Source organism: Halorussus limi (assembly GCF_023238205.1).
GTDB classification, from domain to species: Archaea; Halobacteriota; Halobacteria; order Halobacteriales; family Haladaptataceae; genus Halorussus; species Halorussus limi.
Window position 1 is genome coordinate 1,367,785 of the sequence record NZ_CP096659.1, and the last position, 20,630, is coordinate 1,388,414.

The following is a 20,630-nucleotide window of genomic DNA, read 5'->3' on the forward strand; positions in this document are numbered from 1 at the left end:
TCGTCACGGACGATTACACGGGTCGCCCGGTGACTCTCGGCGCGGTTTGCCGCGAAAACGGCGACCCCGTACGCCGACGAGTTCGACCTCGACAAAACGGGTCCCGGAACCGCCTCGGAGTCCGGGAGTGACGGACTACCCGAGTCGGTCGATGACGGCCGACCCCTCGACGTACGGGAAGCCGTGGCGCTCGGCGTAGGCCTGCGCGTCCTCGGGGGAGAGGGCTTCGCCGGTCTCGTCGTCGAGCATCTCGCAGACGACCACCGCGGGTTCCCGGTCGGCGGCCGCGGCCAGCGCGATGCCCAGTTCGGTGTGGCCCTCGCGGTCCGCGAGCAGGTCCGGGGCGGCCCGGAGGACGTGGACGTGACCCGGCGCGCGGAACTCTTCGGCGAAGTCGGTCTCGGCCGGATTTTCGGCGGCCGCGGCCAACTCCGTAATCGTCGTCGCGCGGTCCTCGTCGGTGATGCCGGTGTAGGTGTCGCGGTGGTTCACCGGGAGCGAGAACGACGAGCGCTCGTCGTAGCCGAGGTCGTGGGCCGCGCTCGCGGGGTGGTCGAGCGTCTCCTCCAAGAACGGCAGGTCGAAGGCGTCGGCCACCTCGTCGGAGAGCGCCACGCAGATCAGTCCCCCGGCGTCGTTTCGCATCCGGGAGACGTCTTCGGGCGTGACCGCGCCCGCCGGGTAAATCAGGTCGGTCTCGCCCTCGCGGTCGGCGGCGTCGTGGACGAGGACCGGCGACCCCTCGCGGAACGCCTCGACGGCGGCCTCGACGCCTGCGGCGGCCTGACTCATGCTCGCTCCTCGACGTGGACGGTCACGTGGTCGCCGTCCTCCAGTCCGAGTTCCTCTCGGAGTTTGATGGGCGCGATGACCTCCAACTGGTCCTCGTCGTGGTGGGTGCGCTCGGGCGCGATGGTGTGACACTCCTCGTACACCTCGCCGTCCTGCGTCTCGACCACCGCGGGGTAGCAGACCGCGGGACCGTAGGTCCGGTCGTCGTCCTCCCACCCGTCTATCGGCACGGGGTCGAGCGCCTCCATCGCCGACCGAGCGCGCAGGCTCTCGTCGGTCAACTCGACGTTCAGCGTGCCGAGGAACGGTTCGTAGCCCAGTCGGTCCTCGAACTGCTTCATGTAGCCCGGCAGCGAGATGTAGTGGCGGCCCTCGCCCATCCCGCTGGTGACGGTGCCGGTCAAATCGACGCCCGCGGGCGTCTCGAAGATGCGACGGTAGTCCTCGTACTCGCGTTTTAGGGACCACTCGCCGTCCTCGGTGATGGAGACCCACTGGCCGTCGCTGACCATCTCGCGCTCGACGAGTCCGGCGTCGTCGAGTCGCTGGAGTCGCCGCGAGGCGGTCTGGTTGGAGGCGTCGAGTCGCTCCGCGAGGCCGGAACAGGAGACCTTCACCTCGCCCTCTAACCCGCCGTCGAGCGCGAGGAGTTTGAGTGCCGCGAGTTCGTCGTACCCGACTGCGCGCGGCCGTGTCGCTGACATACCCGACACTCCGGCCGCGCTCGGTTTAAGGATAACGGATGCGGTACGGTTATCAGAAATGGAACGCAGTCTCTCCCGGTCGAGTTCCCGATTCGGTGGCTCACCTCTCGTCGAGCAACTCGGCCTTGTAGGCGCTGACGCAGGTCTCCACGCCCCGTTCGACTTCGGCGGGCGACGCGTCGGTCGGGGCCTCGAACCGGTGAACCCGGTCGAGCGCCGCGACGGTCTCCACGAAGTGGGCGAACATTCCGTCGAACGGTTCCTCTCGGGGGTCGAGGTCGGGGTAGTCGCGCTTGAGAACGGTGAACTTTTCGCGGTACGGCCGGTGGTCGAGCCATCCGGCCTCCCACTCGTGGCCGCCCTCGGAGTGTTCGTAGAGCGCGACGATGTGGGTCGCGCGGTTCGCCATGACCTTGAACTGCGTCGTCCAGCGCAACACCGAGTCGAACGCCTCCAAGTCCTTCAGCAAGAACGGTTTGCCGACCGATTCGAGGCGGTCGGCGACGAGTCGGAGTCGGTCCTCGTCGTCGTAGCTTCCGAGGACGAAGAAAGACCGGTCGGCCTCCGTGACGGGGACCACGTCGGTCTCGACTGCGCGTTTGAGCGCGGCGTACTCGTCGCGGTCGATTGACTGTCCGGTAAACGACTCGTACTCGTCGAGCAACGCACCGAGTTGTTCCGCCGTGGCGGCGCTCTGTCGGTCGCTCGACTCCTCGTCGGCCATACTCGGTTTCAGTCGCACGCCGGGGTAAATATTCGGGTTCCTCCTCCCGATTTCACCGAGAATCTGTCCATGTGCAGAAACTGCATAAGGTTATTTGTACCCGAAGCGCGTACACCGAACCAAGAAGACAGATGGCCGACTCGACCACCACCGCGGGCGGGGCCGACGCAGTGGACGCCGACGCCCGCGACGCGACGGAGACGCGCCGTCAGCTCCTCCACGTCGCCACGGAGGACGTGGCCCACCAGTTGCTCATCGACGTCGCGGGACATCCCGAAGGCGCACCGAGCGAGAAGGAACTGAACTGGACCAACCCCGACGTCTCCCGGCGGACCGTCGGCCGGCGCTTGGACGACCTCGTGGACGTCGGAGTACTCGAAAAACTGACCTACGAACCCGGCGAGCAGCCGGAGGACGCCGACTCGAACGTCCGGACGTTCTACCGATTCACCGACCGCGCCCGAGACCTCTTCGACGAAGTCGGCATGTTCGACCCGGGGGTGTGGCGACCGGTGTACGCCCGCGTCGAGAAACCCGACGACGTGCGGGCCGCCCAAGCGGTTCCGCGTCCGTAGCACCGCCACGGGCGCGCTCCGTCTCCGCAACGATTACACCTTTCTCCGGCGAGGGCCACGAACACGTATGGACGAACGGAAGGTGAACCTCGACTCCGCGTTCGACTCCTTCGACGAGCAGTGGTCGCCCCGCCTCGCCGCGGAACTCAACGGGCAGGCCGTCAAACTCGCCAAACTGGAGGGCGAGTTCGTCTGGCACCGCCACGACGACGCCGACGAGTTGTTCCTCGTCCGGGACGGGCGACTCCGCATCGAGTTCGAGGACCGCGAGGACGTGACCTTGGACGAGGGCGAGATGCTGGTCGTCCCGGCGGGCGTCGAACACCGGCCGGTCGTCGACGAGGGCGAGACCGAGGTCCTGCTGTTCGAACCGACCGAGACGAAGAACACGGGGAACGTCGAGAGCGAGGAGACCGAGGAGGAGTTAGAGCGGGTCTGAGCGTCAGTCTCCGGTCACGGCGTCCCGCGCCCAGAACTCGCTGCCCTTCTTCAACTTCGGAACCCACGTGTCGTCGGTCTTCGACAGGAGCGCGACCCGCGAAACCGGCACGTCGTTCAGATACTCGTGGTCCGGCATGTGTTCCTGAATCTCCTCGGCGAACGCCACGACGTCCTCGTGGTCGAGCATCGACTCGCGGGCGACTCGGTCACGGGACTCGCCGACGTGCATGTAGGACTTGAGTTCCACGAAGTCGGGGTCGGCGCGCTGGTAGAACCCGGCGTACCACTCGGGGTGGTGGACGTTCTCCCCGCCGACCAGCGTGGTCCGGAGGACGGTCCGGGTCTCGTCTTTCGCGGCCAGCACGTCCATCGTCTCGACCAGTTTCTCCCACGCGTCGTCCTCCATCGCCTTCACCACCTCGTCGAAGGTGTGGCGCTCGGGGGCGTCCACGCTGACGTAGAGTTGCGTCGGGTCGCACTTCCGGAGGACGTCGGGCCGGGTGCCGTTGCTCACGAGGAAGGTCGTGATGTCGCGGTCGTGGAAGGCGTCGATGAGTTCCGGCAGGTAGGGGTAGAGCGTCGGTTCGCCGTCGAGGCTGATGGCGACGTGGCGCGGTTCCATGCTCTCCTCGAACCGCTCGCGGGGAACCTCGTCGTTGCCGCCGAACCCCGAGAGGAGCTTCTTCTGGAGTTCGATGCTGGCGTCCACGACCGCCTCCGGGTCGTCCCATTCGACGTCCCCGAGTTCGTACGCGTGACCGGCGTGATCTCTCCAGCAGAAGACGCACCGCTCGTTGCACTTGACGACGGGCGTCATCTGGATACAGCGGTGGGACTCGATTCCGTAGAACGCGTACTTGTAACAGCGTCCCTCGCCCCTGAGAGCGTTGGCCGTCCACCCGCACGTCTGCGCGGCGGTGTGATTCTCGCTGTGGTAGTCTGGACTGTCTACCTGTTTCGGCCCGTCGGAGTCGCTCATTGTGGCATGGATTGGGGCCGAGGCTAAAACGTTCTTCCCTCTGTTATCCGCCCGCTACTCGAACAGGAGCGTCGACGGGAGGTCCGGGTTCGAGACGCGCAGGAGCGCGTATCCGATTCCGCCGAGGCCCCGGAACAGCGTCGGGTCCGGTCGGGTCCGCGTTCCCGACCGCAGCGCCCACTCGTCGCCCCCGGAGACGACGGCCCCGGCCAACCGTCTGGCCCGGCGCTCGTAGCGCGGGGCGTCGAGTTGTCGCCCCGCGCGCAGGAACAGTTCTATCCACGACGCCGTGCCACAGCAGGCGTGGTCGTACGGCGGCATCCGGTCGGTCGGTGCCTCCGACAGCGCGCGCTCGACGTCCCGGCGGACGGGACCGGCCGGGAGCGCCGTCAGCGTTCCCAGTCGCACCAGTCCGATGCCGGTCCGGCCGTTGCACCAGCCGTCGACCGTCTTTCCGGCGTGCGCCCGGAGGTCGGCCCACTCGCCCGCCCCGGCGTCGTAGTGGCCGTCCTCGAACGCGACGGCGTCCAGCGCGCCCTCCCGGAAGCGGTCCTCGCCGGTCGCCTCGGCGAGTCGCGCGAGGGCGTACCCGACGCCCCCGGCCCCGTGGCCGAACCCGGTCAGGGGCCGGTCGTCCGTGCCGAGCGGCCAGCGGCCTCCGGACCGGTCGGCCAGCAGATGTTCACCGCAGGCCACAGCACGGTCAAGGGCGTCGCCGTCGCCCGTCCGGTCGTGGAGCGCAACGAGGGCCAGCGCCGCGCCCGCGGCACCGTCCGTGACGCCGTAGTGGTCGTCGCTGGCGACGCGTTCGTCGGTGACGGCCGCGGCCGCTCGACGGGCGTCGGTGAGGTAATCGCCGTCGAGCAGGTCGTCGAGGACGCCGAATCCGTAGACGAGTCCGCCGACGCCGGTGATGCCGAGCGATTCGTGAGCGTCGTCGTCGGCCACGGAGTTCCGGACCTCCGCCGCCGCGTCGGCCGCCAGCGCGGCGGCGTCGTCGGCGACCGACCCGTCGGCCGTTGCGGCGACTCCGGCCGCGAACACGGCGACGCCGAGACGCCCCCCGTAGAGGCTCTCGTCCATCCACTCGATTAGGACGCCGCCGTCCCTGTGGGCGGACGGCACGCACCACGCCGGCGCGCCGCCGTCGTCGACCGCCGCGGCCGACACGCGGTCGAACGCACGCCGGGCGGCGCGCCGGGCATCGGCGTCAGACAGCGGGGTCGGGTCCCCGACCGGTCGGCCGCCGGTCACGTCGGCGTGGTCGGCGCCACCGCCGCTCAACTCGCCGAACGCCAAGTCGACGTACCGACACTGCTCGCGGCGGTCGGTCGCGTCGAGCGCGCGGAGTCGCTGCTCGACCGCCGCCCGGGGCGACAGCGTGGCGAACTCGGCGACCGGGTCCGCGGGACCCCGGAGCGTCGTCCCGGTCGTCGACATGGTGAGTCGCGGCACGTCGAGTCGCTCCAGCGCCGCCCGCTCGTGGTCGTGGACGCTCCACGGGGCGTCGACGGCCTCCGTCGCCTGCGGGCGGGCGAGCGCCTCCAGCTTACAGCCGACTTTCAGGCCCGTCCGGAGGTACTCGGGGGTCGTCAGCGACGAGAGGACGGTCCCGTAGGTCCGGGTCGCCCGGTAGATGACCCGGACCTCGGAGTCCTCGAACGCGGCCAGCGGGCCGCCCTCGGCGAGTAGGGCCTCGCGGTTGGACTCCAGTGCGTCGTGGGCCGCCCGGAGGCCCGCGCGCAGCGACTCGAAGCACTCGTCGGCGGCGACCGTCTCGCCGTCGACCCGGGGAAGGTTCTCGAACGTCTCGGCGTCGCCCTCGACGGACTCCATGTCCATCAGGTCGGTGTTGACCGCGGTGAACTCCCGCTGTTCGCCCTCCGCGGGCAGTTCGTCCGACCCGAAGCCGCTGAGGTCGGCCCGGTCCGAGTCGGGCCGGTGGACGGGTAACAGACTGGTCCGCAGCACCGACTCCCGGAGTGCCGGCGTGGCGTCGTGGGGAAGTCGGTCGTCGGGCAACTCCGGGTGGGCGAGGGTCTCGACGTCCACGACGACCGGGTGTTCGCCCGCCGCGACGAGGTTCTCCAGATGGCCGTCGGTGAACCGGAGCGCGTACAGCACGCCGAGGAGGACTCCCGCCCGGCGGTAGTACCGCTCGGCGGCGGCGCGGTCCGAACACTGGTCCGGTTCGACCCACTCCAGCCAGCCGTACTCCTCGCGGGCCAGCACCGCGGGCCGGTCGATGGCGGGCAGGTCCGTCCGCTCGGCGAGCCAGTCCAGCAGGTCGTAGAACGCGCCTTCGACGTCGAGCGGCCGGGGCTTGTAGGCGACCCGAGCGCCCGACTCGAACGTGACCGCGAGCACCGCCCGCCCGTCCTCGTGGCGGTCGCCCGTGGCCTCCACGGCCTCGACCGCGCCGAGGTCGCCGTCGCCCAACCACTCGCGGAGGCTCTCCCGGTCGGCCGCCAGTCGCGCCGAGAACTCCTCGACCGCGGAGACCCACTGGCGGACCGTCGTCACCAGCAACCGCGCCAGCAGCGCGTACTCCTCGACGAACCGGACGAACCCGTCGCCCAGCATCGCGTCGACGAACCCGCGGTAGTGGCGACGGTCGTCCTCCGGCGGGTCGGGGTCCTCGGCCAGCGCCAACTCGCGGTCGTGGTGGGCGACGTAGGTCTTGAACTCCACGAACAGCGGATGAGCCGACAGTCGCGCCAGTCGCTTGTAGAGCCACGGTTCCATCGCGTCGGCGACCGGCGGCACTTCCGCGGGAGCCACCGACGGGTCGATTTGTTCTCGCGCGTAGGAGACGACGGGAGCCAGCAGGTCGACGAACGGAACGTTCTCCGGCGCGGCGGCGGACGCTTCCCCGCGGTCGGCGGCGGTCACGTCGGCCGCCACGGACTCCAGTTCGTCGACCCACCCGGGCAACTGCTCGCCCTCCGGCCAACCGTGGTTCGACACCGCGGCCCGCGCCTCGCTCTCGGAGACGCCGAGGTGGTCGAGGCGGCGACGGAACGCCGCGGGGTCCCCGTCGGCAACCCGGTCGCGCCACTCCGCCAGCCACTCCTCGGGGTCCTCGACCGCCGGACCGCCCTCGGCGGGGGCGTCCAGTCGCTCTCGGAGGGTCCGCGCGCGGCCGGCGATACGCCGCTTCCGGTCGGGCGCGAGCGTCCCGTCGCTCACGGCGACGCCCCCGCTGACCGTCGCGAGCCGACCGGGTTCCGTCGGCGGACCGTCCCCGGCGGGCCCCGACTGCCCGCAGTGCGGACGGGCGGGGTCACCGCCGGCGTTCGAAGTCGGTCCGTAGCGATTCGTCGTCGTCGGTCCCGCTGACCTCGGACGCAGTCGTCTCGTAACATATCGAAAGGAGGTACCATCGGCAATCAGTCGTCGTATCGTGGAAATAACGGGCGAGCATCGACCGTCCGGCGGGTCGCGGGTTCGGCCGACCGGGTCGGGGACCGGTGGGAGTCGGCGGTCGTCGCGCCGTCTCTGACGCCCCCGACCGAAGGTCCGCAGTCGGTCGCAGGGGACCGCTCCCCTGCGTCGTCAACAGCAGTGTTCGAAGCTGTACATCGAAACCGAGGGCAGGCCCGCTTCGGTCTCGTCCGGCACGTCGTGGTCCTCGTGCTGGTACTCGGCTTCGACTTCGTTACGGAGCGATTCGTCGTTGGAGTTGATTGCAACTGACATTGCATCCATATACATGAAGTCTTACCTATTAAAAATTTCCACTAGAAAGTAATAATTTGTGTATGAAAAGGTTGAGAACTGTAGATGCTCCGGCCCTGAGGTGGCCTATTTCGGCTGCCGACTCGTGACTAACGCCTCCGAACTGACTGGCGTCTATATCTCAGCTCCATCGCACGTATCGATGATGTTCGGATTAGAATGGTTAATTTGCTACCATATTTTAGAATGAGTGGGATTGCTGGACGATACTACCGACGAACCGCAGTATAATTGGACAAGTTTAACTCCCGCGCTATGAAATCAGCGGCGTGTAATGGCATCTGAAACGTACGGTATCATCAGTCTGCTTCCGGCACTCCTCGCCATCGTGTTGACGCTGGTCAGCAGGCAGGTGTTACTATCGCTGTTCGCGGGCATCTGGATAGGTGCGACCATCTTGGTGGGTTGGAATCCGGTCGTCGGGGCGGCCCACTCCCTCCAGTTGGTCATCGACAACATCACCGCATCGTTCAACAGCAAACTCCTGTTGTTCACGTTCCTCTCGGGCGCGATGCTCGGGATGATATTCCTCTCCGGGGGCATGAAGGCCCTCGCAGACCGCATCATCTCGCGTATTCGAACCCGCCGTCAGGCGGAACTCGGGACGAGCATCCTCGGAATGCTCATCTTCGTCGATTCGTACGCGAGTACGATGATTACCGGGTCGGTGATGCGGCCGATTACCGACAAGTTCGACATCAGTCGGGAGAAACTCGCGTACCTGCTCGACTCGACCACCTCGCCGGTCGTCAGCGTCGCCGTCGTCTCGACGTGGGTTGGCTTCGAGGTCGGTCTCATCAAAGAGCAGTTCTCGGCGCTCGGCATCGAACGGAGCGCGTTCGTGGTGTTCCTCCAGAGCATCCCGTTCCGGTTCTACAGTCTGCTCGCGGTAGCGCTCGTGTTCATCGTCGTCATCACCGGGTGGAACTTCGGCCCGATGAAGCGCGCGGAGAAGCGCGCGAAGGAGACGGGGAAGGTCCTCCGGGACGACGCCGACCCGCTGCTGGAGACCCGCGAGGAGGACATCGTCACGCCAGACCACGTCGATTCGCGCTGGTGGTACTTCGCGGCGCCCATCGTCGCGCTCGTGGTCGTCACGGGTCTCGGACTCCTCACCTCCGGCGGATGGCCGGGCGTCGCGCCGGTCGAAGCGCTGAAGGACGCCGCGACGGCCGACGCCATCCTCTGGGGCGTCTTCTCGGCCTGCGCCCTCCTGTTGGCCATCCTCGTCGGCCACGCTCGCGTCGAACTCGAAGACATCAGCGACTCTATCTTCGAGGGGTTCAAGATGGTGATGTTCCCGGTCGCGGTCCTCTCGCTGGCGTGGACCATCGGGTCGGTCAGCGAGGCGCTCGGCGTCGGCCCCTACGTCGTCTCCGTGGCGGAGGGCGTCATCACCGCCGAACTGCTCCCCGCGGTCGTCTTCCTCGCCGCGGCCATCATCTCGTTCAGCATCGGTACCTCGTGGGGGACGATGGGCATCATGTTCCCCGTGGCCGTGCCCCTCGCGTTCAACCTCGGCGCACCGCTTCCGGGCGCTATCGGCGCAATCCTCACCGGGTCGCTGTTCGGCGACCACTGCTCGCCCATCAGCGACACGACGGTGCTGTCGTCGATGTTCGCCGGGGCCGACCACGTCGACCACGTGAACACCCAGATTCCGTACGCGGTCCTCTGCGGCGTGGTCGCGACGGGACTGTTCCTCGCGAGCGGGTACGGCGTCTCGCCGCCGCCGCTCCTCGCCGCGGGCGTCTTCGCGCTCATCGCGGCCGCGTACGGCCTCTCGGAGTACACGACGGTCACGATGCCGAGGGTCTTCAGTTCGGACGCCGACTGACGACTCCGGCAGACGACTTCGACTGACGCTTTCGACCGACGCTTTTTCTCGAACCCGCTCTCGCGTCACAGTTCGGCGGACCCCGCCGAGGCGTGCTATCTGGCGGTCGGCGGGCGGTTCGCGGAGAAAGATACATGTGGAGCCGTTGAGACGAACTGGACGATGAAGTGGTCGCCGACCAGACGTGAGTTCCTCGGCGTCGCCGGTCCGGGCAGTGTCGCGTCGTCGGTCGTCGCCGACCGCCCGGCGAGTCTCGGGAACGTCTCACTCGGGAACGCGTCCGACGCCGTGCCGGACCATCCGCTCGCGCCGACGCCCGAGGTCGAGTGGTCAGTCGATACCGACACCGAGAAGCCGCTACTTCGGCGGTCGGAGACCGGCGACGCGGTCTACCTCGGGACCGAGACCGGCGTTCGGGGGTTCTCGACCGACGGCACCGAGCGGTGGCGCCGCCGGATTCCGAGGGCCGACGCCGACCGCCCGGTCGAGATACATCCCGGAACCGGCGCGGTCTACGCCGAAGGGAAGGCGCAACTCCGCGCTCTCGACGCCGAAGACGGTCACACCCGCTGGCGGTACCCCGGCGAGAGCGGGACCGCCGAGAGATACGTGGACGTCTCGCTGGTGACTTCGGAGACGGTCTTCCTGAGAGACGACGGCATCGCGGCGGTCGCGGCGTCTGACGGCCGCGAGCGGTGGCGATTCCGACCGGACGAGTCGCTCTGGTTCCCCTCGCGCATCGACGGTGACGACCTCTACGTCGGGACGACCAGCGGCCACCTCTACGCCCTCTCGACCGCCGACGGGAGCGTCCGCTGGCACGTCGACCGCTCTGCGGACGGTGCCCCGCGGTTCTCGGTCGCCGGCGTGACCGACGACGCCGTGTTCGCGTGGAACTACGATGCCGGGGAACTGTACGCCTTCGACCGCGACGACGGGGCGCTCCGGTGGCGATTCGACGCCGAGGTAAACGAGAGCGGGTTTCCCGGGGCGGTTCGGGACGAGGCGGTGTACCTCGGCGACGGTTCGCTGGTCCGCGCGATTTCGCCCGCCGACGGGACCGAACGCTGGCGATACGACGCGGGGAGGCCGGTCGTCGGTTGGCCCCAGTTCGACGGCCGGACCGCGTACTTCGGCGCGAGCGGCAGCGTCCACGCGGTTTCGACCGACGACGGAACCGGCCGGTGGCAGTTCTCCACGGGGACGGACCGAGCGTACGTCGCCGGCGTCGCCGACGGGACGGTCGTCGCGCACGGCAGGACCGACGCCCTCTACGGACTGGACGCGGACCGCGGCCACCTCCGGTGGCGGTTCGACTCCCCCGGCCACGCGCGGTGGTTGCCGCAGGTCGACGACGACAGGGTCTACTTCGCCACCGAGTCGGGCACCCTCTACGCCCTCTCGTCGCCCGGTTCGACGCCGCTCTACGACGCCGCTCGGACTCTCACCTCGCCGGCGGGCCTCGCGGTCGGCGGTCTCCTCGGCGCGGCGACTCTCGCCGGCGCCTACCGCCGCCGAAGTCGCGACGGGGACACCCCCGACGAACCGGCCGAACCGACTGAACCGACCCGGGTCGCCGACTTCGAACTCCGGGACGTTCTCGCCCGGAGCGCCGACGCCGAGGTCCGCGACGCCCGGACCCCGGCGGGCGAGCGCGTCGCGCTGAAACGCTTCGACCCGGACGCAATCGCCGACGACGCCTTCGAGTCCGCGGTCGAGACGTGGGCCGCCCTCGACGCGCCGGGCGTCCTCGCGGTTCGCCGGCGGGGAACCGACCCGGTGCCGTGGGTCGCCACCGACCCGGTGGACGCATCGCTCGCCGACCCCGCCGACTCGTCGGTCGTTGACCTCTCGACTGCCGACCTCGCCCGCGCTCTCGCCGACGCGGCCGAGACGCTCCACCGCGCCCACCGCGAGGGCGTCGTCCACGGCGCTCTCGGTCCCGAGAACCTCTGGTTCGCCGACGGCGGGGTCCGAGTCGGCGGTTGGGGCCTCGCCGCGGCGCGCCGAGGCCAGTCGAGCGTCCGGCCGCCGGAATCGGACGCCGACCCGGAGACCGCCGACACCTACCGACTCGCGGCGGCGGCCGACGACCTGCTCGGCGAGTCCGCAACCGACCCCGACCGACCCGACGAACTCGACGGCGTACTCTCGCGGGCGCTCGCGGCCGACCCCGCCGACCGCTACGGTTCGGCGCTCCGGTTCGCCGACGCGCTCCGGTGGGCGGTCAGGTAGTCCGGTGGGGGTCCGTAGTCTGGCGGGTGGTCCGGTAGTCCGGCGAGCGGTCGGGTAGTCCGACAGGCGGTCGGGTAGTCCGACAGGCGGTCGGGTGGCGAACCGGATTCGGGGCCGACCGGTCGGGACCGCGGGGACGGACTAACGCGGTTCAGAAACCCATTTACCCGCCGGTCGAAAACCAACGGGTAACATGTATCTCCAGTTCCGGGACGACGTGGAGGACGCGCTCGTCTCCGCGCTCGAAGCGCTCGACCTCCCGACCGACGACCTCGGCGTCGAGGACCCGCCCGAGGGCGTCGAGGCCGTGCTGGCCAGTAGCGCGGCGTTCCGCCTCGCCGGCGAGGTCGGCGCGCCCCCGCCGCAGGTCGCGGGGCAAATCGCCGACGAAATCGACGTGAGCGAGTACGACCTCGTCGCTGACGCCTCGGCGCAGGGCCCCTACGTCAACTTCGCGCCGAGCGACGCCTACTACGAGGGCACGGTCGAGGAGGCCCAGCGCGCCGACTTCGGCCACCTCGAACCGACCGGCGAGGAGGTCGTGGTCGAACACACCTCCGCGAACCCGACCGGTCCGGTCCACGTCGGCCGGGCGCGCAACCCCATCGTGGGCGACGCCGTGGCGCGAGTTCTGTCGTTCGCGGGCCACGACGTGGACCGCCACTACTACGTCAACGACGCGGGTCGCCAGATGGCCGTCTTCACGTGGGCCTACGAAACCTTCGACGAGTCCGACCTCGACGCCGACCCCGAACGCGACAAGGACGACTACGACCTCGTGCGCTACTACCGGAAGGGCAACGACTTCCTCGAGTCGGGCGACCCCGACGCGGTCGAGGAAGCCGAGGCCGAGATTCAGACCATCATGCAGGGCCTCGAAGCGGGCGACGAGGAGACCTACGAGCGCGTCCAGACGGTCGTGGACACCGTCCTCGGCGGGATGCGTGAGACGCTCGACCGCCTGCCCGCGGAGTTCGACGAGTTCGTCAAGGAGACCCGGTTCCTCCGCGACGGGTCGGCCGACGACGTGGTCTCGCGCCTGAAGGAACTGGACGAGGCCGTCTACGAGGAGGAGGCGTGGCAACTCGACCTGGAGGCGTTCGACGTCGAGAAGAACTTCGTGTTCCTGCGGTCGGACGGCACCACGCTCTACGCGACCCGGGACCTCGCCCACCACGAGTGGAAGTTCGAGAACTACGACCGCGCCGTGACCGTCCTCGGCGAGGACCACAAGCTACAGGCCCGCCAGATGAACGCGACGCTCGACCTGCTGGGCAACGACACCGACCAGTTGCGGCAGGTCATCTACTCCTACGTCAATCTCCCCGAGGGCAAGATGTCCACCCGGGCGGGCACCGGCATCGATTTGGACGACCTGCTCGACGAGGCCATCGACCGCGCCCGCGAGGAGGTCGAGACCCGCCTCGACGACCGCATCCGCGACGACGACCTGACCGACGAGGACGTAGAGCGCATCGCCGAGCAGGTCGGCATCGGCGCGGTCCGCTACGACATCGTCTCGAAGCAACCGACGAAGGCCATCACCTTCGAGTGGGACCGCGCGCTCGACTTCGAGGCCCAGAGCGCGCCCTACGTCCAGTACGTCCACGCGCGGTGCTGCGGCATCCTCGAAGAGGCGGGCATCGAACCGGAGGGGTCGGCCGACGTCGCCGAGGAGTTCGACGCCTCGCTGCTCGAAACCGAGGCCGAGCGAGAACTGCTGGAGGTCGTCGCGCGCTTCCCCGCCGTCATCGAGGAGGCCGCCGAGGACCTCGAACCCCACGTGGTCGCGACCTACACCCGCGACATCGCCGAGACGTTCAACACCTTCTACCGGGAGTGTCCCGTTCTCGCGGACGACGTGGACGACGACCTGCGCGACGCCCGCCTCGCGCTGGTCGCGGCGTCGAAACACGCGGTCGGCAACGCCCTGCAGGTCCTCGGCGTCGCCGCGCCCCGGTCGATGTAGTCACACCGGGAGCGCGACGCCGATTCCCGCCGACAGTAACTGTCCGCCGACGAACAGAACCGCCCCCGCGGCGACCCCGAGCGTCAGTATCACGAAGATCAGTACCCACCAGAACGGCACCGAGCTATCGTCTGCCATGCTGATACGTTCCGCCGCGAAGCCCCTTATTCGTTCGCGCCGTCACTTGAACAGCGACCCGATGCGGCCCAGCATGCCGCCGTTCTCCCCGGGCTCCTCGTCGTCGGACTCGTCGGCTTCGAAGCCATCGCCATCCGACTCGGCGTCGGCCAGCGTACCGTCGCCCGTGCTTTCGCTTCGAGCGGCGTCCGCGGCCTCACGGCCGCGTTCCTCGAACGGGACCGCGCCCGAGTCGTCGTCCCACTCGCTCGCCTCGTTCGCTGCGTCGCCCACGGCGAGCGGGTCGCTCTCCTCGTCCGCGGCAAGCGGGTCCCTCTCCTCGCCCGCATCCAGTAGGTCGCTTCCTTCGTCATCGAGTCGGTCGTCTTCTTCATCACCGAGCGAGTCGACGTCGGACGAGTCGGCGTTCGCGTCGATTGAGTCCTCGTCGTCGAGCGTATCTCCGTCACCTCCACCGAGCGATTCGTCGTCTTCGGGCGCGTCGCCGCCGTCGTCCGCTCCGGCGAGGGGGTCCTCGGAACTCCCGGACGCGAAGCCGTCGGCCGCGGCAAGCGGGTCGTCTCCGGAACTCCCGCCGAGACGCTCGTCGCTGATGTGTTCGTTGATGAGGTCGTCCACGCTCCGGGCCTCGCTGGCGTCCGGTTGGTCGTCGGTCGCGTCGTCGTCCGGCGACTCGTCGGCGACGCTCTCGCGTTCGTCGTCGGGGGCCGCCTCCGCGGCCGCGCCCGCCGACTGGTCGCCGAACAGCGCGTCGGTGTCGCCGTCCGCCGCCCCGCCGAGCGCGTTCCGGACGTTTTGGGCCGCGTCGGCGCTGAGTGGGTCGTCTGCGTCTGCGTCCGCGTCCGTCGCCTCGGCCGAGTCCGCGGCGTCTGCCGACGACATGTCGAACGACTCGCTCTCCGCCGAACCGATGTCGCCGTCGTCGCTCCCGTCGGCGAGGTCAGCGTCTTCGCGTGCCGAGTCGGCGTCTTCGTCGGCGTCCTCGTCCTCGACCGCTTCGAGTTCGGGGTCGGGGTCGGCCTCGCCGGTCAGGACCGCGGCGAGGTCGCGGTACGCCTGCCCGGCGGGCGCGTTGGGCGCGAACGCGGCGAGCGGTCGCCCGGCGTCGATGCCCATCGGGACCGCCTCGTCCTGCGGGACGACGCCGAGGACCTCCGTGCCGAGGGTCTCCTCCACGTCGTCGGCGTTCAAGATGTCGCTGCTGCGCTGGGTCAGGACCGCTCCCCGGACCTCGGTCTCGACGCGCTCGGCGAGTTCGCCGGTCTTGGCGGTGTCTCGGACGGAGGCAACGTCGGGCGTCGCCACCAGCAGGACGCCGTCGGCCAGCGCCAGCGGAACGAGGGTGTCGTAACTGACGCCCGCGCCCGTGTCGAGCAGAACGAAGTCGTACGCCTCGCGGAGCGACTCCACGACGCCCTGCAGGTTCGCGGGGTCGGACTTGACGAACGCTTCGATGTCGGTCGCGCTCGGAAGCACGTCGATGTCGCCGGGCGCGCGGTCGACGGCCGCCTCGAAGTCGGCCTCGCCCGCCAACACCTCGTGGAGCGTCGGCGTCTGGATTTCGAAGTCGAGGAAGTCCGCGAGGTTCGCCATCCCGAGGTCGGTGTCCACGACGACGACCGAGTGTCCTCGGTCGGCCAGCATCGCCCCGAGGTTGATGGCGGTCGTCGTCTTCCCGACACCTCCTTTGCCGCTCGCTATCGCGTATACCGTGTCGGACATGATACTCGTTGTCCCAATCGAACCATGACACGCATATAAAGTTAGTCCGTCGGAGGCGACACTTCGGGGGTGTTCGCGTCGATTGTCCGAAGCGTTCGACCGGCCTGCGCTTGAGGTGACAGTACGGACGGAAGTGACGAGCGGAGGACAATCGCCCGGCGAGTGCACGTGTCCGAATCGCCTCCGCGCGAGTGCGCGTAAGCCCACATCGTACACAACGGTCGTATGCAAAGGTTACTTACCCGCTGGCTAGCCTAGAACGACGTAATGAGCGAGCAGGAAGGCGAGCAGTCCGACAGGAAAAAGTACGAGTTCCAGAAGGTCATCGAGGACCTCAAAGACTACGAGGGCTCCGGGACTCAGCTCGTCACCATCTACATTCCGCCGGACAAGCAAATCAGCGACGTGGTCGCCCACGTCACCCAAGAGCACAGCGAAGCGAGCAACATCAAGTCAAAGCAGACCCGGACGAACGTCCAAGACGCGCTCACGTCCATCAAGGACCGCCTGCGCTACTACGACGTGTACCCGCCGGACAACGGCATCGTCATCTTCAGCGGCGCTATCGACAGCGGCGGCGGTCGGACCGAGATGGTGACGAAGGTCCTCGAAGACCCGCCGGACCCCATCCAGTCGTTCCGCTACCACTGCGACTCGGCGTTCCTCACCGAACCGCTGGAGGGAATGCTGGCCGACAAGGGCCTGTACGGGCTCATCGTCCTCGACCGGCGCGAGGCCAACGTCGGGTGGTTGAAGGGCAAGCGCGTCGAACCCGTCAAGTCCGCGTCGTCGCTGGTGCCGGGCAAACAGCGCAAAGGCGGTCAGTCCGCCCAGCGTTTCGCTCGACTCCGCCTCGAAGCCATCGACAACTTCTATCAGGAGGTCGCCGAGATGGCCAACGACCTGTTCGTCCCCGAGCGGGGCAACTTGGACGGCATCCTCGTCGGCGGTCCCTCCCCGACCAAAGACGAGTTCCTCGACGGCGACTACCTCCACCACGAGCTTCAGGACCAAGTCCTCGGGAAGTTCGACGTCGCCTACACCGACGAGTCGGGACTCTACGACCTCGTGGACAACGCGGAGGACGCCTTGGCCGACGCCGAGGTGATGAAGGACAAGAACGAGATGGAGGAGTTCTTCAAACAGCTTCACGACGGCGACAAGGCGACCTACGGGTTCGAGCCGACCCGCCGGAACCTCGTCATGGGGTCGGTCGACCGCCTCCTCCTCAGCGAGGACCTCCGGAAGGACGTGGTGGTCTACGACTGCGGCGAGAAAGAGGAGTACGAGTTCGTCGACCAGCGAGCAGACACGCCCGAACACACCTGCGAGGACGGTTCGCAGGCCGAGGTCGAGGAGCGCGAGGACGCCATCGAGTTCCTGATGAACATCGCCGACCAGCGGGGCACCGAGACGAAGTTCATCTCCACCGACTTCGAGAAGGGCGAGCAGTTGCAGTCGGCGTTCGGCGGCGTCGCCGGGATTCTGCGCTACTCGACCGGCGTGTAAACTCCCTGTCTTCACTTCCTGCGTCAGTCCAGTGACCGGAGATGCGCGACTTTCTGCTCGTATTCCCGGACGTGACTCGGTAGTTCGTCGGGACCGAACCAGTCGAGGTCCGAAATCTCGCCGTGGTCCTCGATTTCGTCGGCGGTCAGTTCCGCCCCGCCGACGACGCGACCGGTGAACTCCACGACCGGAATCGGCAGTCGCTCGGGTTCCCCGAGGTCGAGTTCCATCGTTCGAGTCTGAAGCACGCCGGTGAGTTCGCACTCGATTCCGGTCTCCTCGCGGGTCTCCCGCCGGGCGGTCTCCGCCGGTTCCTCGCCGGACTCTCCCGCACCGCCGGGTGTCTCCCACTCGTCGCGGGCCGGACTGTAGACGCAGAGCAGACGGCCCTCGTCGTCGGTGACTGCCGCCCCGGCGGCGTAGGGGTAGAACCGGTCGAAGAACGCCGCGGCGCTCTCGGGAAACGCTGTCTCGTGGTGCGGGAGCGGTTCGACGGTCAGGGGGTCGAGTCGGGGCACGTCGCCCCAGCGCGACTTGACGCCGGAGAGGACTTCCTCGGCGCGCTTCTCGACCTCGTCGCGGATTTCGGCGCGGCGATTGCTGTTCATACGTAACGTTCGTGACCGCTAACGTATAATTCCCGACGCAGGGTCCTTTTCGTAGCTCGCCCGAGCGTCGTCGAAGAAGTTCTGGAATCCGGACAGCGGAAGCTCAGTTACCTCGGTAATATCGCCGATATCGAACGTAGTATCGTCGAGACTGCTGTTGAGGCTGTTGTTGGGTGTCCTGTTGCCCCTGCTGTCGGTCTTGCTGTTGTGGGGACCGCTGGGATTGCTCTCGAGGTTGCCGCCGTCTGCTCGGCTGTGATCCTCCCTGCTGTTGGCCTTTCTGGGGCTGTTGCTGACTGCCCTGTCGGGGTTGCTGACTCTGTCGGCGAGGCTGTCGGGAACCCTGTTGGGGCTGCTGGTCGGTCTGTCGGGGGCGCTGTTGGAGACCCTGTTGCGGTGATTGGTGTTTCCCACCCTGCTGACTTTGCCGGGGCTGTTGGGTTTGCCGGCTCTGCTGACTCTGCCGGCTCTGCTGGTGGGGCTGTGATTGTTGCCGTCTGCCCTGCTGTGGCTCCGTCTGCTGATGGCCTTGCTGGCTACCTTGTCGAGGCTGCTGTGGGTGACTTTGCTGTCCACCCGTTTGCTGAGACTGGCTCTGACTCGGTGGAGCTTCGTGCGGCGTGGAGTCCCGAGCGGAGGCGTCGGGAGTCTGCTGGCTTTCCGAGGTGAACCGTCCCGTTCGGGGGTCTCGCCGCTGGTGTTGGGCCTTCTCCCGTTGCATCTGGCTGAACTCCGGGGAGTGACGGCGATCCCGTGGTTCCGGGTCGGCACCCCGACCGCGTCGTTTGGACTGCCGTGGATACTCGTCTTCCGGTGGTTGTTGACTCATAGTGTGGAAACCCCGCGGTCGATTGTGGGCTCGTGGCCCTCTTCGGAAGTATAGACTCGTTACCAACGCTCATCACTCTACTGGCCTTTTAACGAGGGCTATCAGTGCTCGGAATCTTCGACGACCTCCGCTTCCGGCGCGTTTTGGACGACGCTCCGGAGTCCCTTCTGGGCGTTGTGTTTTCGCGTGTACCCCTCGCCGCTGGTAGCGATGACGTTCCCGTTGCGGTGGCGGAGCCGCCATCGCCACTCGTCGCCCCGGTCACGGAAGACTTCGAACCGGGCGAGCGTCTGGGATGCGTCGGCGGCTCCCACGGGTGCAGGTGGTTCGTCCTCTCCGGAGGTGTCCTCGATGCGTTCCCCGGACGAGCGCTCGGTCGGAGAGTCGGCGGACTCTTCGACTTCCGGGCGGGGCCACTCCAGTTCGAGTTCCAGACTCAGTTCGTCGTCCTCGGCTTCGAGTTCGATTTCGAGCGTGATATCTTCGGGCACCTCGACGCTGACAGCGTCGGCTCCGTCGCCTAAGCGGATTGACCCCGCGGTAACCCCATCTATCACTCCGCTCAGCACTGTCGCTACGTCGTCACGGCTGGCCGTCATCTCGGTCTCGTATTCGTCGTCTCCGGACATATCGACGACTACGCCGACATCCGTGGTAAAGCGTCGCAAAAGTATCCCAGTTCCCAGCGGAGGAATCAAGTCGAAACGCGCTGAGATACATGCGCCTGGGCCTGCCCAGACCTCTATCAGCGACGAGGGGTCCGACAGCGCCTCCTTCGCAGAAAATTCACGCCAGCGGCGTTCGCTCGACCACTTGGCCGTCCACGGTCGGGTACTGCTCGACGATTTCGCCCTCCTCCACGTCGCCCTCTTCGACCATCTCCTCCAGTAGCCACCACGCCAACTCGATGTGGTCGGACTTGACGGTGTAGAACTCCTCGGGCACGCCGAGTTCTTCGAGGCGGCGCTCGGGTTCCCACGTCTTGCCGTAGACCAGCGTCCCGTCGTCGGTCACGTCGTCGAACTCCCGGCGGATGTTCTCGGCCATGCGCTTCATCCGGTTGCGGTGCTGGGCGGCGTCCTTGAAGACGGAGGTGCAGAAGTAGACGCGCTCGTGGTCGCCCATCGCGTCGAGAATCTCCTTCGAGCCCTCGACGGCGCTCATGTGGCCGTCCTGTAACTCGTACCCTTCCTCCTGCATCCGGCGGAAGTTCCCGTCGCTCATCTCGAACTCGTTGACGTTGCAGAACTCGGCCGCGCCCTCGTCCAGGAACTCGAGGAACTCCTCTTCGGCGCGGATGCCCGGAATCTCGAAGGCGGGAGTCAGGCCCTCTTCGCGGGCGATGTAGAGAATCTCCTCCCACTCGGTGCCGTGCATGTCGCCCCAGAGGTCCAGCGGCGGGTGGAACCGAATCTCGTCCAGTCCGGCCTCCGAGAGGCGGCGCATGTTCTCCCGGCCGCCCGTGATGCCGGTGTAGAGGTGGGTGTGGTGGTCCTCGCCGAACTCGTCTTTCAGCAGCGAGAGGTACCGACAGGTCTTGTTCATCGCCTCCTGTGGCTCTCCGCCGGTGATGGAGGTGCCCAGCGCGTCCATGCGCTTGGCCTCCCGAATCACGTCGTCGTCGGACTCGACCTTCCGCTCGTTGGCGTACACGTCGGTCACGTTTTTGCGGTTCTCGCCGAGGGGGCAGTAGAAGCAGTCCCGCTGGTCGCAGTAGCCGTAGACGAAGAGTACCATCTTGCCCCCTTTGGCGCACTGTTCGCAACCCTTCGATATCATTCGTTGATAGTGGTTTATTCGTCCGACGCTGAAAAAGCGTGCGAATCACGG

Annotated in this window: 18 protein-coding genes; 6 read left to right on the top strand and 12 right to left on the bottom strand. The window is 67.7% G+C overall.

The genetic code is table 11. The annotated features are described in order from the left end of the window. Positions 1–135: 135 nt before the first annotated feature. The 3 genes from ribB to M0R89_RS07030 all read right to left on the bottom strand — a co-directional run bounded on the left by ribB (position 136) and on the right by M0R89_RS07030 (position 2,220). Positions 136–792 carry a 3,4-dihydroxy-2-butanone-4-phosphate synthase gene (gene ribB / locus M0R89_RS07020; protein WP_248651841.1) on the bottom strand — a complete coding sequence of 219 codons (657 nt, stop codon included), beginning with the start codon at positions 790–792 and terminating at the stop codon, positions 136–138. Next, complete coding sequence (locus M0R89_RS07025) at positions 789–1,496, bottom strand: DUF120 domain-containing protein (protein ID WP_248651842.1); 708 nt, start codon at positions 1,494–1,496, stop codon at positions 789–791. The genes ribB and M0R89_RS07025 overlap by 4 nt, the downstream gene beginning before the upstream one ends. A 100-nt stretch (positions 1,497–1,596) precedes the next feature. Then, a complete protein-coding gene (locus M0R89_RS07030; protein WP_248651843.1) occupies positions 1,597–2,220 on the bottom strand; it encodes a DUF8170 family protein in 624 nt (207 codons plus the stop codon). 131 nt (positions 2,221–2,351) lie between these two features. Between M0R89_RS07030 and M0R89_RS07035 the strand changes: the two genes are divergently transcribed. Continuing rightward, positions 2,352–2,795 (top strand): ArsR family transcriptional regulator, encoded by a 444-nt coding sequence (locus M0R89_RS07035; RefSeq protein ID WP_248651844.1) that lies wholly within the window; start codon positions 2,352–2,354, stop codon positions 2,793–2,795. 67 nt (positions 2,796–2,862) lie between these two features. Further along, positions 2,863–3,234: a cupin domain-containing protein gene (locus M0R89_RS07040; RefSeq protein ID WP_248651845.1), complete on the top strand. Its 372-nt coding sequence runs from the start codon at positions 2,863–2,865 to the stop codon at positions 3,232–3,234. A 3-nt stretch (positions 3,235–3,237) separates the two neighbouring features. Here M0R89_RS07040 and twy1 read toward each other — a convergent pair whose 3' ends face one another. From twy1 to M0R89_RS07055, 3 genes are all read right to left on the bottom strand, one after another. Continuing rightward, positions 3,238–4,215 carry a 4-demethylwyosine synthase TYW1 gene (gene twy1, locus M0R89_RS07045; RefSeq protein ID WP_248651846.1) on the bottom strand — a complete coding sequence of 326 codons (978 nt, stop codon included), beginning with the start codon at positions 4,213–4,215 and terminating at the stop codon, positions 3,238–3,240. A 54-nt stretch (positions 4,216–4,269) separates the two neighbouring features. After that, the gene (locus M0R89_RS07050) at positions 4,270–7,404 is read right to left on the bottom strand and encodes a type 2 lanthipeptide synthetase LanM family protein (protein ID WP_248651847.1); all 3,135 of its coding nucleotides are present in this window, start codon (positions 7,402–7,404) and stop codon (positions 4,270–4,272) included. A 366-nt stretch (positions 7,405–7,770) separates the two neighbouring features. Continuing rightward, complete coding sequence (locus tag M0R89_RS07055) at positions 7,771–7,914, bottom strand: hypothetical protein (RefSeq protein WP_248651848.1); 144 nt, start codon at positions 7,912–7,914, stop codon at positions 7,771–7,773. Positions 7,915–8,227: 313 nt separating this feature from the next. Here M0R89_RS07055 and M0R89_RS07060 point away from each other — a divergent pair, with 313 nt between their 5' ends. From M0R89_RS07060 to argS, 3 genes are all read left to right on the top strand, one after another. Further along, positions 8,228–9,790, top strand: coding sequence for a Na+/H+ antiporter NhaC family protein (locus M0R89_RS07060; protein WP_248651849.1), 1,563 nt, complete (start codon positions 8,228–8,230; stop codon positions 9,788–9,790). Positions 9,791–9,952: 162 nt separating this feature from the next. Continuing rightward, complete coding sequence (locus M0R89_RS07065) at positions 9,953–12,025, top strand: outer membrane protein assembly factor BamB family protein (RefSeq protein WP_248651850.1); 2,073 nt, start codon at positions 9,953–9,955, stop codon at positions 12,023–12,025. Between the two features lie 193 nt (positions 12,026–12,218). Next, entirely contained in the window at positions 12,219–13,994 is a 1,776-nt protein-coding gene (gene argS, locus M0R89_RS07070; protein WP_248651851.1) for an arginine--tRNA ligase, read from the top strand. Here the strand turns inward: argS and M0R89_RS07075 are convergent, their stop codons facing one another. Together M0R89_RS07075 and minD are read right to left on the bottom strand one after the other, a co-directional pair. Continuing rightward, positions 13,995–14,132, bottom strand: coding sequence for a hypothetical protein (locus M0R89_RS07075; RefSeq protein WP_248651852.1), 138 nt, complete (start codon positions 14,130–14,132; stop codon positions 13,995–13,997). A 42-nt stretch (positions 14,133–14,174) separates the two neighbouring features. Next, positions 14,175–15,854, bottom strand: coding sequence for a cell division ATPase MinD (gene minD, locus M0R89_RS07080; RefSeq protein WP_248651853.1), 1,680 nt, complete (start codon positions 15,852–15,854; stop codon positions 14,175–14,177). Positions 15,855–16,121: 267 nt separating this feature from the next. Here minD and prf1 point away from each other — a divergent pair, with 267 nt between their 5' ends. Continuing rightward, the gene (gene prf1, locus M0R89_RS07085; RefSeq protein WP_248651854.1) at positions 16,122–17,363 is read left to right on the top strand and encodes a peptide chain release factor aRF-1; all 1,242 of its coding nucleotides are present in this window, start codon (positions 16,122–16,124) and stop codon (positions 17,361–17,363) included. Between the two features lie 23 nt (positions 17,364–17,386). On the opposite strand, the gene M0R89_RS07090 is transcribed toward prf1, so the two are convergent. The 4 genes from M0R89_RS07090 to M0R89_RS07105 form a co-directional block, all read right to left on the bottom strand. Further along, positions 17,387–17,971: an NUDIX domain-containing protein gene (locus tag M0R89_RS07090; RefSeq protein ID WP_248651855.1), complete on the bottom strand. Its 585-nt coding sequence runs from the start codon at positions 17,969–17,971 to the stop codon at positions 17,387–17,389. A gap of 18 nt (positions 17,972–17,989) precedes the next feature. Beyond that, complete coding sequence (locus tag M0R89_RS07095) at positions 17,990–18,547, bottom strand: hypothetical protein (RefSeq protein WP_248651856.1); 558 nt, start codon at positions 18,545–18,547, stop codon at positions 17,990–17,992. 354 nt (positions 18,548–18,901) lie between these two features. Then, positions 18,902–19,429, bottom strand: coding sequence for an HVO_2922 family protein (locus M0R89_RS07100; protein ID WP_248651857.1), 528 nt, complete (start codon positions 19,427–19,429; stop codon positions 18,902–18,904). A 157-nt stretch (positions 19,430–19,586) separates the two neighbouring features. Further along, entirely contained in the window at positions 19,587–20,579 is a 993-nt protein-coding gene (locus M0R89_RS07105; RefSeq protein ID WP_248651858.1) for a radical SAM protein, read from the bottom strand. Positions 20,580–20,630 lie beyond the last annotated feature (51 nt).